General features: G+C 45.9%; 10 protein-coding genes. 6 read left to right on the top strand and 4 right to left on the bottom strand.

Annotated features, from left to right (window positions below):
* The 3 genes from tnpC to tnpA form a co-directional block, all read right to left on the bottom strand.
* Positions 1-1,441: IS66 family transposase (gene tnpC, locus F0364_RS24145; protein WP_153800388.1), on the bottom strand; the 1,441-nt coding region annotated here is incomplete at its 3' end.
* Positions 1,442-1,571: 130 nt separating this feature from the next.
* A complete protein-coding gene (gene tnpB, locus F0364_RS24140; protein ID WP_153800387.1) occupies positions 1,572-1,922 on the bottom strand; it encodes an IS66 family insertion sequence element accessory protein TnpB in 351 nt (116 codons plus the stop codon).
* Positions 1,910-2,203, bottom strand: a complete 294-nt coding sequence (tnpA, locus tag F0364_RS24135) for an IS66 family insertion sequence element accessory protein TnpA (RefSeq protein ID WP_153800386.1) — start codon at positions 2,201-2,203, stop codon at positions 1,910-1,912. Before tnpA ends, tnpB begins: the two co-directional genes overlap by 13 nt.
* Positions 2,204-2,271: 68 nt before the next feature.
* Here tnpA and F0364_RS24130 point away from each other — a divergent pair, with 68 nt between their 5' ends.
* Together F0364_RS24130 and F0364_RS24125 are read left to right on the top strand one after the other, a co-directional pair.
* A complete protein-coding gene (locus tag F0364_RS24130; protein ID WP_153800385.1) occupies positions 2,272-5,091 on the top strand; it encodes a glycosyl hydrolase in 2,820 nt (939 codons plus the stop codon).
* A gap of 353 nt (positions 5,092-5,444) precedes the next feature.
* Complete coding sequence (locus F0364_RS24125) at positions 5,445-7,832, top strand: glycoside hydrolase family 127 protein (protein WP_153800384.1); 2,388 nt, start codon at positions 5,445-5,447, stop codon at positions 7,830-7,832.
* Positions 7,833-8,632: 800 nt separating this feature from the next.
* Here F0364_RS24125 and F0364_RS24120 read toward each other — a convergent pair.
* Positions 8,633-9,820 carry a glycosyltransferase gene (locus F0364_RS24120; protein ID WP_207632857.1) on the bottom strand — a complete coding sequence of 396 codons (1,188 nt, stop codon included), beginning with the start codon at positions 9,818-9,820 and terminating at the stop codon, positions 8,633-8,635.
* A gap of 189 nt (positions 9,821-10,009) precedes the next feature.
* Here F0364_RS24120 and F0364_RS24115 point away from each other — a divergent pair, with 189 nt between their 5' ends.
* The 4 genes from F0364_RS24115 to F0364_RS24100 form a co-directional block, all read left to right on the top strand.
* A complete protein-coding gene (locus tag F0364_RS24115; protein WP_153800382.1) occupies positions 10,010-11,185 on the top strand; it encodes a glycosyltransferase family 2 protein in 1,176 nt (391 codons plus the stop codon).
* A gap of 81 nt (positions 11,186-11,266) precedes the next feature.
* A complete protein-coding gene (locus F0364_RS24110) occupies positions 11,267-12,313 on the top strand; it encodes an acyltransferase family protein (protein ID WP_153800381.1) in 1,047 nt (348 codons plus the stop codon).
* Positions 12,314-12,355: 42 nt separating this feature from the next.
* On the top strand, positions 12,356-13,468 hold the full coding sequence (locus tag F0364_RS24105; protein ID WP_153800380.1) for an acyltransferase family protein: 1,113 nt from the start codon (positions 12,356-12,358) through the stop codon (positions 13,466-13,468).
* Positions 13,469-14,042: 574 nt separating this feature from the next.
* Positions 14,043-15,676: fibronectin type III domain-containing protein (locus tag F0364_RS24100; RefSeq protein WP_207632856.1), on the top strand; the 1,634-nt coding region annotated here is incomplete at its 3' end.

The raw sequence follows: 15,676 nt of genomic DNA, 5'->3' as shown, positions 1-15,676 counted from the left end.
GCAGCAGAAGGTGTAGCTGCTCTTTGGGAGTGCTGTTAATGTTTTCAAATACGTATGTCAGCCATTGCTCAGGGTTAATATTGTGCAGGCGGCAGGTGGCAAACAGGGAGTACAGCATGGCGGCATCCTGTGCCCGTTCGTGGCTGCCTGCAAATAAATAGTTCTTCCTGCCCAGGGCCACCGGGCGTATGCTGTTCTCTACAAGGTTATTGTCTATCTGCAATATGCCTTCGCTGGTATAAATGCATAGTTTATCCCACCGCTTTAGTGTATAACTAACCGCTTTGCCCAATGGACTGCCGGGCAAGGATTTTAGCAGTAACCCCTTCAGGGTTTCGTGCAACGCATTCAATACCGGTACGGCATGTTGCTGCCGGTGCTGTTTTATTTGCTCCGGGGTAAAGCTTTCATCCCTGCAATGGGCTTCTATCTGATAGAGTTGCTGTATCTGCGTTAATATTTTTTCGGCATTGGCATGGTCATAATCCTTTGCTTCGTAAAACTTGCGCCGGGCATGTGCCCAGCAGCATAATGTGGTAATGTTTGCTGCTTTGTCAAAGGTTTCATAGGCATCATACCCATCGCTTTGCAAATACCCTTTAAAACGGTGCAGCATGGCCTGCGGGTACAGTGCGCCACGGCCGGGCTGGTAATCAAACAACACCAGCTTTGTTGCCGTATCGTAATATACCCAGTAATAACCCTGGTGGGTAGTGCCTTGTTTATCTTTATCCAGGACTTTTATCGTTGTCTCATCCGCATTGAGGTAATTGCTTTGCAGCACCAGTCTACAGTGCAGGTTATGTAGCGGCACTATCGCTGACATGGCTTCTTTTATAAAACCCGATACAGTGCTGTAATGCATAGCTACCTGCTGGCGTTTAAATATCTCTAACTGGCGGTATATGGGCAGGTGGTCTACGAACTTGCTTACCAGCAGGTGGGTGAGCAGCGATGGGCCTGCTATTGACTTTGGCAAAGGCAGTGATGGCAGGGGCGCTATTACCCGCTTTGCCTGCAGGTTATCCCCGGATGATTTAATGTATTCAGGGCGTTCGTATCTTTTTACAAACAACTCGCCGGGCTGGTACTCCAGTACCTCTGTAATTTCTTTACCTACCGGTTTGAGGCCGGACACATCTTCCTGTGGTAACAGCTCAATGATTTCTCTGCGGAGGCTTTCCGGCAGGGGATTGCGGCCGGGGTGTTTTACAGTAAGTTTTGTTTGCTTCTTTTCAAACGGTTTTATCAAAGTAGTTTTAACGAAACTATGTTCACCTAACTTATCATTGGGAAACAAATCAGCCTGCACAGCATTGGCATCGTTACCCTGTGTTATAAACTTTTCCCCCTTGCTGCCGAAGAGCATTTTTTTAAGTTCCCTTATTTGCAACTGAAGGGATTGGATAAGTATTTGTTGTTCCTCAATGGATTTTTGCAAGGCCGTGATGAGCGGTTGTGATTGCTCGTAAAGCAGCTTGTAATCGGTATGGAGACTGATGTTTTCGATGCTGCATAAGGCGCAAATACGATGCCGCGATAACGCCTGTTAACAGCTGTGGATAATATCTTCAGCCGTTCAATACAAAGCGCTTGCGGTGCTGTATGCTTTTTAAAACAACGCCTTGTAAAATGTATTGCAGCTGTTGTGCGCTGATATTGCAATGGCCATCTTCATTCATCTTTGGCCGCTCGAAGCTGCCACGTTCCAGCCGCTTTTCGTACAGGGCAAAACCATCACTGTCCCATTGCAGCAGTTTTATTTTATTGCACCGCCTGCCCATGAAAATAAATACATCGCCGCTGAGCACATCCAGCTGCATTTGGTTACGCACCAGCCCGCTGAGGCTGTAGGCCCCTTTGCGCATATCGGCTATACTATTGTAATAAAAGTAACGGCTTGATGAACTTAAATGCAGCATGCCAACTCCTTTAAAACATCTATGCTTACGTTGCCTGCAAATGAAATACTGACGCCATTGGGAAAGTGGATGCTGGCTGTAGCGTTGTGTGTTGTATGATCGGGTATTTGTAGGAAGCCAGATGAAACATCTGCATCTTGCAGGCGCTTTTGCCAGTAATAAAACTTTGAGGGGGCTAACCCATGCTGATGGCAATAACCAATAACTGTATGACCGCTTGCTTTGCAGCTTTCTATGTGAAGGCGCATTACATCTGCCTGTTTACTGTCTTTATACTTCATGTGGCAAAGGTGAAGCCGGTTTGACGCAATTCAAATATGGGGTTGGCCGATAGGATACGCTAAATGATATGAAAAGAAGACGATTTGTACAGCTTGCCTCACTTTCCGCCGCTTCAATACCATTCATGGGCTTTAAACAAAAGGCCGCGGCCTTTACCGCTGCTGCGCCGGAGGATGGCTTATTCCAGCAGTTTGTTAACCCTGCCGGCAACTACAGGCCCTTTGTGCGCTGGTGGTGGAATGGTGACAGGGTTACCAAAGATGAAGTGCTGCGGGAACTGGACTTACTGAAAGAAGCCGGCATTGGCGGCGTAGAAATAAACCCGATTAGATGGCCGGAAAATGCAGACCCTATCGGGGTTAAAGAGCTTAGTTGGGGCAGCCCCGAATGGCTGGATGTGGTGCAGGCCGCAGTTACAGGCGCCAAAGAAAAAGGCATTACCTGCGATATGATTGTAGGCTCCGGCTGGCCTTTTGGCGGCGAGTTTGTTCCCCGCGGCGAGCAATGCGAAATGATAGCTCTGGGCACCATGAATATTGATGGTGGCAAACAAATAAACCTTACTAAAAAGCAACTGCTGGATAGCGTTAACCCCGCCTTTGCGTTTGGCCACAAAAACAGTGAGAAAGAATTGTTTCTTTTAAGGCTTGCACCTTATGATATGAGCAGTTTTGTGGAAGGTACCGACTTAAACCACCTGTTGTCCAACGAACAAATAACATTTGATGTGCCGGCGGGTGACTATGTTTTGTATTACCTCGTAAAAATAACCGGCTTCGCGGCTGTAATACAGGGTGCGTTGGGCGCCAATGGCCCTGTTATCAACCATTATAACCAAACAGCCGTAGAAAATTACCTGGATGGTTTTGGCCAAAAACTTACTTCCAAACTTGGCCCGCTTAACCAGTATTTCAGGGCTTTTTTTACAGACAGTATTGAGCTGGAAGGCGCCAACTGGTGCAGTGACATGTTTGAGCAGTTTCAGCAGCGCCGCGGGTACAGCCTGGTGCCTTATTTTCCCTACATGCTGTTTAAAACCGGCGAAATGGGCAATGCGGTAAAAGAAGAATATGGCGCTAAGTTTTCGCCTGCTGTAAAAGAAATGCTTAGCAGGGTGCGTTACGATTTTGAGATAACCAAGCACGAACTATTTCATGAACGTTTTATCAAAACGTTTACCGGCTGGTGCAAAAAGCACGGCGTTAAAGCCAGGATGCAGGCTTACGGCATGGATTGTCACCCGCTGGAAGCTACCATGCTGCTGGACATACCTGAATGCGAAACCTGGATATGGAACCCGGAAATAGATGAGTTTGACGATAAGGGCAGGGGCCGCAATTACACCATGATTAACAAATTTGTTTCATCCGCGGCGCACCTTGCCGGCAAGCAACTGGTAAGCTGTGAGGAAATGACCAATACCGGTGAAATATTCAATGTTACACTGGAGCGTATTAAGGTAACGGGCGACCAGAGCAATCTTTCTGGCGTTACACATTCCATATTGCATGGCTTTAATTACAGCCCGGTAGAAGCACCCTTCCCCGGGTGGATACGTTACGGATCTTTCCTGAATGAGCGTAATACCTGGTGGCCTTATTTCAGGTTATGGGCAGATTATAAGTCGCGTATTTCCTGCGTGTTGCAAAACAGTGTAATGCAGGCTGATATTGCTGTACTGCATCCCCTGGCAGACCTCGCCTCCCGCCACGGTTTTCAGCGTGATCCATTCCCCCAGGTTACCTACCCGCCGTATGTTCACCTGGTTTGGGAAGCCATCCATCAAAATGGCCACGGTTGCGATTACACTTCCGAACATATCCTGCAGCAATCAACCATCAGCAATGGAAAACTGCAATACAACAGCCGCAGCTACCACACACTCATATTGATAGAAGTAGAAACCCTTGAACCGGCTACTGCCGAAAAGCTAAAGCAGTTTGCAGATGCGGGCGGCAAAATAATTTTCATTGCCAAAACACCGCATATATCTTCCGGCCTTTTAAAAGCGGATGCAAAGGGCAAAAAGATTGCTGATATCAGCAGGCAGATACTCAGCAGGCACAAAAAAACAACAGCCGTAGTGGCGGCGCCCGGCAGCGATATGATTGCCTGGTTTACGGCCATACAGCAACAATTTGCCTTAAAACCTTACCTGCGGATAGATAAGCCGGTAAGGCATGTAAACCAGTTGTATTATGCGGATGGGCAGCGGGATATTTTCTTTTTTGCCAATTACAGCGCACAATACCCGCACCGTTTTACAGCCATGTTCAACAGTAAAAAAACGCCCTGGTTGTGGAATGCGGAAACCGGCGAACGGTATATTTATCCGCTAAATAGCAATGGTGCGTTGGAAATAGAGCTTGGGCCTTCAGAAACCAAACTGCTGGTTTTTGAGGAAAACAATAACGGTGAAAAATACCTTTCCCCGGCCACCACTTCTCTTAAAGAAGCTGTTGTCAGCGGAGATTGGAAAATTACCCTGAAGCATGCCAACGGTACACAACATCAATTTACAATAGAAAACCCTGCACAAGTAGTCAGCCATCCTTTGTTCAAGAATTTTGCGGGTACAGTGCTGTTTCAGAAAAAATTACAAGTTACCGGGGCGCCGCAACAAGCATATCTTGACCTCGGCAAGCTGTACGACATTACGGAAGTAGAAATTAACGGCCGTAATGCAGGCGCCAAATGGTACGGCAATCACCTGTATAACATAACCGCGTATCTCCAGCCCGGCGATAATTACTTAAGCATTAAGCTTACCACCGTGCTTGGCAACTATACCAACAGTTTAAAAACAAATAAACCGGCGCAGGAGTGGGGTACAAACCCTGTTAAAACGCCCATAGGTTTGGTAAATGGGGTTAAATTATTGATGTAGTGTTGGCGGTGGTGTTTAGCGTAACTACGCCCATTAGCGCAAGTGGGAGTGGTAAATGGAAAGTGGGGAAGCACCGTGCATCCCACACTTAATATCTTACATAGCATAAGTACCTCGTACTTCGTAACTCGTACTTGTTTGCATCGTACATCCCACATCTAACATATCACAGGTACTTCGTACTTCGTAACTCGTACTTAACCACATCCCACATCAAACATCTAACATATCACAGGTACTTCGTAACTCGTACTTAACCACATCTCACATAGTCAATATCGGTATACTAAAGGGCTATTGCCGCAAAAGGATTATTGGCCAACTGTTCTAAATTGCCGGAAAATTAACCTGTGATGAAAAGAATTTTGTTGTTTACACTTGTTGTTTGCCTGTTTGCTTTCGAAATTGCTGCCGCGCAGGATTATCCTATACAACCGGTGCCGTTTACTGCGGTTAAGGTTACGGATAATTTTTGGGCGCCACGTATTATGCGCAATTACAAAGTAACCATACCCATAGCGTTAGACCAATGTTACAAAACCGGCAGGGTGGATAACTTTCTTATTGCGGGTAAACTGAAGAAGGGCAAGTTTAAAACAGAATACCCTTTTGATGATACAGATATTTACAAGATTATAGAAGGCGCCAGTTATTCCCTGCAAACTTTTCCTGATAGGGCTTTAGAAGCACAGGTAGATAGCCTTATTTATTACATAGGTAAAGCACAGGAGCCTGATGGCTATTTATATACCAACCGTACCATTGCTGCAGACAGTACGCAACTGCATGCCTGGGTAAGCCCGCGCCGGTGGGAGAAAGACCCCGATTTAAGCCATGAACTTTACAACTGCGGCCACCTGTACGAAGCTGCTGTTGCCCATTACCTGGCAACCGGCAAAAGAACGCTGCTGGACATTGCTATAAAAAATGCCGACCTGGTTTACAACGATTTTGTGGTAAAAGGCTTAAAGTATTATCCCGGCCACCAGATTATAGAAATGGGCCTGGTAAAAATGTACCGTGCTACCGGCAACAAAAAATACCTTGACCTTGCCAAATACTTTTTAGACATCAGGAAAAACGGTACGGAATACAACCAGGCGCAGGCTCCTGTAACAGAACAAACAAGGGCGGTTGGCCATGCCGTACGTGCTACGTATATGTACAGTGGCATGGCAGATGTGGCAGCGCTTACCGGCGACAAAGCTTACATACATGCTATGGACGCTATATGGCACGATATAGTTGACCATAAGCTCTACATTACCGGCGGCATTGGCGCCGAAGCAGGTCATGAAGGTTTTGGCCCGGATTATGCCCTGCCTAACATGAGCGCTTATAACGAAACCTGCGCATCCATAGGTAACATATACTGGAACTACCGCATGTTTTTGCTGCATGGCGAATCAAAGTATTATGATGTGCTGGAGCAAACCCTGTACAACGGCATGATATCCGGCGTATCGGTAAAAGGCGACAGGTTCTTTTACCCCAACCCGCTGGAATCTATGGGTCAACATGGCCGCAGCGAATGGTTTGGCTGTGCCTGCTGCCCCAGCAATGTATGCCGTTTTATACCCTCTGTACCGGGCTACATGTACGCTACAGCCAGCAACCGCATTTATGTAAACCTGTTTATACAAAGCAAGGCGAACGTACCATTAAACGGCAGCAATGTAGCTGTTGAACAGTCAACAGATTACCCATGGAAAGGAACCGTGAATTTTACCATTACACCGGCCGCATCTGCACAATTTGACATCGCTTTGCGTATTCCCGGTTGGCTGGGTAAAGCGCCGGTAGAAGGCGGTTTGTACAGCTTTGCTACCACCACGGCCAAAAATTATGTGGTTACAGTTAACGGCAAGGCTGCCGACTACAAAAATGAAAACGGCTATATCATTATAAACAGGCAATGGAAGAAGGGCGACAGAATAAGCTTTGAATTGCCTATGGATGTACGCTATATAAAGGCCAACCAGGCCATTAAAGCCGATAATGGAAGGGTGGCCCTGCAGCGTGGCCCGCTGGTATACTGCTTTGAGTGGCCCGACAATAAAGAGGCTTCTGTACGGCACCTGTTGCTGGATGAACATGCGCAGCCTTCCACTGTTTACGATGCCTCGCTGCTGGATGGTGTAGAGCTGATTAAAACCGCTGCCACCACGCCCATAATAACCGCCGATGAAAAAGTGGTGGAGAAAAAAGAAACGGTAACCGCTATACCTTACTATGCCTGGGCCAACCGTGGCGCCGGCGATATGAGCGTTTGGGTTGCCGACCAGCCAACCGCCGTAGTGCCTTTACCTCCGCCAACCGTGGCATCAAAAAGCAAGGTAAGCGCTTCTTATGTTACCAAGGCATTGCGGGCCATTAACGACCAACTGGAGCCCACCAGTTCTAACGACGGCAGCGTGCCTTACTACCATTGGTGGCCTAAAAAAGATACAGTACAATGGGTGCAGTACGATTTTGAACAACCTGCTTCCGTATCTAAAGCGCAGGTGTATTGGTTTGATGACAGTCCCTGGGGCGGTTGCCGTATTCCCGCAGGCTGGAAGCTTTTGTACAAAGATGCTTCCGGCAACTGGCAGCCGGTAAAAACAACTGTCGCCTACGAAATTAAAAAAGACGCCTACAGCAATGTTTCTTTTGAAGCGGTTACCACAGCGGCCCTAAGGCTGGAGGTACAGTTGCCAAAAGAACATGCGGCCGGTATTATGGAATGGAAAGTGGAGTAGGGAAGGAGTGGTTGCAGGATGCAGGTTATAGAACCATTCACGATCGAAGGTCGTTTAGCTGAGGATGTCAGCCTGAGCCTGTCGAAGGCGGATGCTTAAAAAGCACAGGACATAAAGCGGTTTCGGCAAGCTCAACCTGACATTCTTTTCTAAACTAAAAAAAATTGACTCACCATTCAAGATTATGGTACCGGCGACATATCCTTGTGGCATCATCGTTGCGTCGCAATCCGTTCATCGTTCGGTTTTTTATGGCATCTTTTCAGACCCGGATAGAGAATATCGAACAAGGGACAAGGAATACTGAATGAAGAATGAAAAGCCCCCACTCACGGTAAGAATATCGAACAAGGAACAAGAAATTTTGAATGAAGAAGCGGCGTGCTGTCAATAGACCGGCAACCTGCTGCCTATAACCGGCAATTGTTCAATGTTTGTTTAAAGTTTGATGTCAGCAGCGGGTATTGCTTCTGGGCTTGCGCAGCTAAACAAATTATCAGCCTTTTACACTTCAACAGACCGGTAACCAGCTACCTGTAACCGGCAACGGGCTGTCGGGTGAGGGATTGCAGCGGATACCCCGCTGAAGCCTTCGCAGCCCGGCTTTGTGGCGGAGTATGAGCGGAAAGCCCGACCCCTTGCGATAGCTTGGGGGCACCCCCAAAAAGCAAGTACGAAGTATCCATAATATGTAAGATGTACGATGTGGGATGTACGATGTAAAAATAAGTACAAAGTTGAATGTAAGCCCCCACTCACTACTCACTACTCACCATCAACCACTTGCGCTAATAATGTATTTACCGCTGTTGTTCCAGCAGTGTAATGATGTCCGAAATTTCTTCTACCCGCTGCTCCCATGAATTTTGCTGCGCAAAATGTAGCCGGGCTGCTCTTTTCTCCGGGCTGTCATTGGCTATTTCTTCTACCAGCATTTGCGTGAAGTTTTCGGCGGATGCAGCAATGCTTACAATGTTCTCAAACTCGGCCAGGTAACCAAAATTTGTGGTAACCACCGGTATGCCGGCGGCCAGGTATTCGTTTATTTTAAGCGGGTAAATGCCCTTGGTAAATTCATTTTTAAGAAAAGGAATAATACCTGCGGAAAACTGGCTTACCAGAGCAGGCAGTTGCTGCAGGCTTTTGGCGCCGGCAAGGGTTACATTGCTCAGTTGCCGCAACTTTTGCTCGCCTGCCTTATAGTTGGTACGGCCAATAAAAACAAACTGCGTACCCGGCATGCTGCTGATAACGTTTTCCAGTAACTCATAATCCACCCGGTCGTCAATACTGCCAATATATCCAACCGTGTTCTGCCTGGCCGGCTCTGCGCTAAATACCGCGCTGAACAGGCCAATATTGGCCGCGTTCTTTACCAGGAAACAACGGCGGCTGAAATCTTTCTTCTTTTCGTATAATCCCTGGGAAGTGGTAATTACCGCGTCGGCCATCTGCATAAATGCTTCCTCCTGCCAGGGACCGTGTTTTTTCATCCAGTTAGCAGCTTCAATGGCGTCGTAACAATGGTATATCAGCAGGCTTTCGTTGAATTTTCTACCCGTAACCAGTCCGAGAGAGGGGTTAAAAGCGGTTATGTTAACCAGCTTATCGTTCATTTGCAATTGCCGCAACGCTTTGCGTATGCTGCGGGTAACCAGCCAGCCGTTTAATTTCAGCAGGTTGCTGTAAAGCGCCCCTTTTGATAAAAAATTGATAGTAAGAATAACCGGCGGCGTAAGCACATATACATCGGCCTGGTTGGCAAGGTTAATTTTCCGTAACCTTTTTTGCAGGCCCAGCGCCCGTTTTACCGGCAGCTTCTTTTTGCCCCGCAAACCATCGGCAAGGTCTTTAATGGTATAGGGATTGTCAACATAAAGCACCTTATTTTGCCTGGCAAAAATGCTCATTAGCTCAACAATGGTTTTGGCGTAATCCCCCTCCCACAAAGGGTTGGAGATACAGAGAATGTTCCGGTTTTGCAACATGAAGTAAAAAAAGTTGTGTATGCAATTGTTAAATTGTGCTATATTAGCACCCGAAAATAGTGTAATCATTCCAGGTTTACCTATTCCCCTGATGATTTAGTTGCTACTTAGACTCTTAGCGTTCAATATCTTATCTGTAGTTAACCTTAAATCCTTTCCTGCATTTTATAAATCGAACAACCAACATAAATGTTAGCGATTAAGATTGTTTTCTGGTTGAGCATATTCTTTCTGCTGTATGCTTACGTTGGCTATGCGCTGATTACCTGGCTGCTGGTAAAACTGGGTGGCAAAAAGAAGCCGTTAGCGCCTGTAACGGAATACCCTGCGGTAAGCTTTATAGTAGCTGCCTACAACGAAGAAGCTTTTATAGAAGAAAAAATAAAAAACACCCTTAACCTTGATTATCCCAAAGAAAAGCTTGAAATAATTATTGTAACTGATGGCTCTACTGATGCCACTCCGCAATTGGTAAGTCAGCACGAAGGGGTAACATTGATGCATAAGCCGGAGCGTATGGGCAAGTCTGCTGCCTTAAACAGGGCAGTTCCGTTAGCTAAGCACCCCATTATTGTTATGTGCGACGCCAATACAGTATTAAATGCAGATTGCATACAAGAACTGGTTAAACATTACCAGGATGAGAAAGTTGGCGGCGTGGCAGGGGAGAAGCGGGTTTTATCCCAGGAAGGCATTACGCAGCAAGAGGGTGTTTACTGGAAATACGAATCGGCGCTTAAAAAACTGGATGCACAGTACCATACCATTGTAGGAGCTGCCGGGGAGCTGTTTAGTTTCCGTAAAAACTTATGGACAAACATTGAGAAGGATGCTATACTGGATGATTTTATGATTTCCATGCGGATTGTGCAAAAAGGCTACCAGGTTAAATACGAGCCTAAAGCTTATGCTATGGAAACAGCCTCGGCCTCTGTTAAGGAAGAATCCAAAAGAAAAGTACGTATTGCCGCGGGTGGTTTTCAATCTATTACCAGGCTGGCTTCTATGTTTAACATTTTTAAGTATGGCAAAGCCTCTTTCCTGTATATATCTCACAGGGTATTAAGATGGGCGGTATGCCCGTTTTGCCTGGTACTGTTGCTGGGCGCCGGCATTTACCTGGGCCTTACCAGCGGTGAATTGTTTTACCAGGTGGCGCTGATAGCTCAACTGGCGGGTTATTCATTGATGCTGCTTAACTACCTGCTGGGCAGGGTTAACAGGCGCATTCCGATGGTACAGCCTTTTCAGTATTTTGTATTTATGAATATCTGCGTAATACGCGGCTTTTTCAGGTATATCAAGGGCAAACAGTCCGTAACCTGGGAGCGTGCAGAGCGGCAGGTAATAGCAGCCCAACCTTAACCTTAAAAACAACAAAAAGCAATACACAAACAATAAGCATTTTACCCTGAACCCAAAACAAGAACATAAAAACAAAAAGCAATGAGTACTCAAGACCTTAACACCCTAACCCAAAAAGCGCCCGCCAAGAAGGAGTTTCTTGGCTACATACACAATTTTCGGGGCCTGGTAATTTTACTGGTGGTTGCGGCGCATGTACGGCTCGACTGGGCCGAAGGCTCCTATACGGACCTGATTCTACGTGTATTGTGCGAAAACGACTCCGTTATGTTCATCTTCATAGCCGGGTACCTTTTCCAGTTCCTTTCAAAAAAATATGAGTATAAATCATACCTTATCCGCAAAACACAAAATGTAATCATCCCCTATTTTGTAGTATCCGTACCAATTCTGTTTTACCGTATGTACAGCCACGACTACGGCGAAATTATTTTAATGGAGCACCCGGATTTTGCGGCCTGGACGCCAGCCAAACAACTCGGCCACTACCTGCTGCACGGCTCCCACATGCTGCAGCTATGGTTTGTACCCATGATTGCCATTTTTTACCTGATAGCACCGGTATTTATTTACATTGACAGGCACCCCAAATTTTATTGGCTGCTTGTTCCATTGCTCATTATATCAGTGGCGGTTGACAGGCACCTGCTCAGCGATACGCCCCGTATGTTTGTACACTATATCTCCCCGTACGTATTTGGCATGTTTGCCAGCCATTACCGCAAAAGGTTCGTGGATTTTTCTGAGAAATACTGGTTGCCAATACTGGGCCTGGTAATAACCATTGCAACACTCAACGTGGTTTTTACAGAATACTACGAAAAGTTCAACTTCCTGCTTAAAATAAGCTTTTGCAGCTTTTTTATATTTCTTATGCGCAAAGCAGACAACCGTGTTCCTTCATGGCTGGCTAAAATTGCAGAGCTAAGCTTTGGTATTTATTTCGTACATTATTATTTCATCCTTGCTATACGCATGGGCTTCCCCAAGTTGTTCGGTTTTCAAATACCTGCAAACCTGCTAAACTGGTTTATTACCGTTACCGTGGTGGTGGTGTTAACAGTTATTACTTTAAGAATAGTAAAGAAAGTTTTTCCAACTAAAAGCCGTTACCTGGTTGGCTGTTAAACTAATCACTTACAACATTCTTTTTAAACGTAATACTGTTTTATGCAGGCTGTTCCTACTTTAAATGAAGCCCAGGCATTAAAGCCCAAAGCTGATAACCGCTATGTTTCTTATTTAGATGGTTTCCGGGGTTATGCCATCTCTCTTGTTGTGCTGTCTCATTTTAACCTGGCTAAAATGAGCGTGGCTTTCCTGGGCGTTACCTTGTTCTTTTTTGTAAGCGGGCTGTTAATTACAAGGCTGCTTATTTTTGAATACAACAGGCACGGTAAAATAAACCTCAAGGATTTTTACCTGCGCCGGCTTTTCCGGCTATACCCGGCACTAATCTTTATGTTGCTGGTATCCCTGGCGGTAATATGGCTCAATCATTTCCAGGTAATTGTACCCGATATACTGGCCGGCCTTTTTTATTTTACCAATTATTACTACGTATATTTTGTGCCGCATAATCTTGATCCGAACTACCTGCTGGTCTCAAAAATTTTGTGGTCACTGTCGGTAGAAGAGCATTTTTACCTTTTCTTTCCCTTTGCATTTGTGTTGTTTTTCTCTTTAAAAAACCGTAAACTGCTTAACCTGTTAACAGTGTTATGCCTGGCGGTGCTTATAACCCGTATCGCAGTATTTATCACCGCCCCTCAAGCCATAAAGTTTGATATTACGTATTACACCACTCATTGCCGCGCAGACTCTATATTGTATGGCTGCGTGGCCGCGCTGCTTATTTACCAGCATAATACTCGCTGGTATTTAAGGCTTTTGCAAAGCAAAGCGCCTCTGGTTATAGGCGTATTAATGTTGATTTTTTCGCTGGCTTTCCGCAATGCTTTTTTCCAGGATACGTTTGTTTACACAGTGCAGGGCATAGCGTTATTTTTTGTAATACCCTCTTTATCTTTTGCTTATAAAGATGGCTGGGTTAGTAAAGTGGTGGATAACAAAGCCATGGTATTTGTTGGAAAGCTAAGCTATTCGCTGTACCTGTTTCACTGGGTGGCATTAAAAATAGCCAACCTGTATTTTACTCCGTATGGCCTCAGTTGGTACGCTTTTGTTTTTCCTGTTACCGCCGCTTTATCGCTTACGTCTTTTTATTTTGTAGAAAAGCCGTTTTTATCATTAAGAAGAAAATTCGGTTCCAATGCAAAGTAATACAGGTGGGCAGGGTATTTCACATCGTACATCCCACATCATACACCTAACATAAGTAAGTACTTCGTACTTCTAATTTCGTGCTTATTGTAGGGGGGTGCCCCCAAGCTGCGCAAGGGGTCGGGCTTTCCGCTATTACTCCGGCGCAAGGCCCTGCGGCGAAGGCTTCACCGGGGTAGCCGCTCCAATCCCTCACCCGGTGGGCATTGCGGGTGGCTTTTGCATACTCCTCCGCAATGAGCAGAACAATGAATCTTCAAGTTTCAGGATAACTCAACCGGGTCGCCATGTAATCCCATTGCGGGGCCCAAAACATCTTATGCCTCAACAAGCTGGAGTGAGGTAAAAAAATTTCTTACCTTGTATAAAAGCCGTTATTTTGCGCCTGTAAATCAACTCTTACCGTATCCAAATTCCTTCGTAAAGCTATTTTGTAATCTTCCGTTGTCATCCATGTTGTTCATTTTACCAAGCTGTAATTTGACTGTTTTCCCATTATCCATGCATTAGCCTGCAATATCCTGTTGATTTAGCCAGATTAATCATTAACCTACTGCAAACTTTTAAAGTACTCATGAGAACACAACAGGCGTTGTTAAAGCTGCTGGTATGTTTAGCCACAGCTTTCGTATATGTGCCTTCACCTGCCCAAACAGGCGTGCTGGATCCAAACGATCCCATTGTTATTTATAACCCCGCCACCCCCCCGGCAGTGCCACCTTACGGCACCCTTGCAAAATGGGTTAAAACTACCCGTGTTAGCTGGAATACTTCTACTTTTAAGTGTTACTACTACAATGGGGTTGCATTTCGTGTAAAATTTCCTAAAACCTACCAGCATAGTGTTAATGATGGTAAGAAGTATCCGGTTTACTTGTTCTTTACGGGGCGTGGTGCGTATGCACCCATTTACGACAATGAATTGCAGTTGTCAGCGGCTCTTAGCCGGTCAAATGCTATAGATGCAGGTATTTTCGATGGCTTTATGATTTGCCCGCAAAGCACTACGCCTGGCTGGGGTGCTCCTATCGGTGTAATGAATGATTTTATTTTAAACTACCTGGTTCCGCAATGCAAGGCAGACCGTTTCAGGATTGTTGTAGATGGCTTATCTGCCGGAGGATCTGCAACCTGGAAATTTTTAACCAGTTTTCCCAAAACTGCCGCGGCGATACTGCCCATGTGTAATTCAGACTTAGGTTATCTTGCCAATTTACAGCAGTTTAAATTCACCCCCATCTGGCATTTTCAGGGTGGTATTGATAAAGCGCCTTCCCTTGGTTACACGTTGCAGCTTGCAGACAGTGTTTTAAGTGTAGGGGGCAATTACAAATTAACCGTTTATCCTACATTGGGGCACGGTATCTGGAATGCCACCTGGGCAGAGCCTGATTATTACCCCTTTTTAAACCGGGCATATAAATCTAACCCCTGGGTGTTGTTTGGGAGGAGTGAGTTTTGCCCCGGCGACAACATTAATGTAACCATTGGTGTTACCCCCGGCTTTAACGCGTATGAGTGGCGTAAGGATGGTAATCTTATATCAGGTGCAACCGGTAACCAGGTAACGGTAACTTCTGTAGGTGTATATTCCTGCCGTATGCGGGATGGCGCTACCTTATGGTCAGATTGGTCTCCTATACCCATGGAGATTAAGTATAAAACATCAGCCAACATCCCCAGTATTACTGTTGCCGGCCTTGCCAGCAAGGTTATTCCTTCCCTTGACGGAAGCACCGGTGTAACCTTGCAGGTACCGGAAGGGTATGCGACCTACTCCTGGCAAAAAGAGCCATCTTCCACCGTGCTCAGCACCACTAATACCGTTAATGCCGCTGCACCGGGCGATTATAAGGTAAAAGCAATTGAGCAGTTTGGCTGCAGCAGCGATTTTTCAGCGCCGTTTACAGTAATTGATGCCAACGGTCCTAACAAGCCGGAGGCGCCCATTAACCTGTCAGCGACAACTTTGTCCAAAACAGCCATTAAGCTGGACTGGAGCGATAACCCGCAGCCACAGTATAATGAAACCGGTTTTGAGATTTACGAAGCAAGATCATCTGACGGCCCTTACAGCCTTGTAAGCATTACCGGTGCGGATGTGCTTACTTATACAAGAACAGATTTAAATGCCAACACACGCTACTACTATAAATTAAGAGCGGTTAATGAAACGGCAGCATCTGCCGCATCCAATGTGGCCAATAC

Origin of the sequence: Foetidibacter luteolus, assembly GCF_009650435.1 — a bacterium.
Taxonomy (GTDB): domain Bacteria; phylum Bacteroidota; class Bacteroidia; order Chitinophagales; family Chitinophagaceae; genus Foetidibacter; species Foetidibacter luteolus.
This window is presented reverse-complemented; position numbering and strand designations above follow the sequence as displayed.

What these genes read in the sequence shown, in the direction of transcription:
- F0364_RS24125 (WP_153800384.1), top strand. Translation starts at nt 5,445, where the DNA reads ATGAAAAGAATTTTGTTGTTTACACTTGTTGTTTGCCTGTTTGCTTTC.
- F0364_RS24120 (WP_207632857.1), bottom strand. Translation starts at nt 9,820, where the DNA reads ATGTTGCAAAACCGGAACATTCTCTGTATCTCCAACCCTTTGTGGGAG.
- tnpB (WP_153800387.1), bottom strand. Translation starts at nt 1,922, where the DNA reads ATGCTGCATTTAAGTTCATCAAGCCGTTACTTTTATTACAATAGTATA.
- F0364_RS24130 (WP_153800385.1), top strand. Translation starts at nt 2,272, where the DNA reads ATGAAAAGAAGACGATTTGTACAGCTTGCCTCACTTTCCGCCGCTTCA.
- F0364_RS24115 (WP_153800382.1), top strand. Translation starts at nt 10,010, where the DNA reads ATGTTAGCGATTAAGATTGTTTTCTGGTTGAGCATATTCTTTCTGCTG.
- F0364_RS24105 (WP_153800380.1), top strand. Translation starts at nt 12,356, where the DNA reads ATGCAGGCTGTTCCTACTTTAAATGAAGCCCAGGCATTAAAGCCCAAA.
- F0364_RS24110 (WP_153800381.1), top strand. Translation starts at nt 11,267, where the DNA reads ATGAGTACTCAAGACCTTAACACCCTAACCCAAAAAGCGCCCGCCAAG.
- tnpA (WP_153800386.1), bottom strand. Translation starts at nt 2,203, where the DNA reads ATGAAGTATAAAGACAGTAAACAGGCAGATGTAATGCGCCTTCACATA.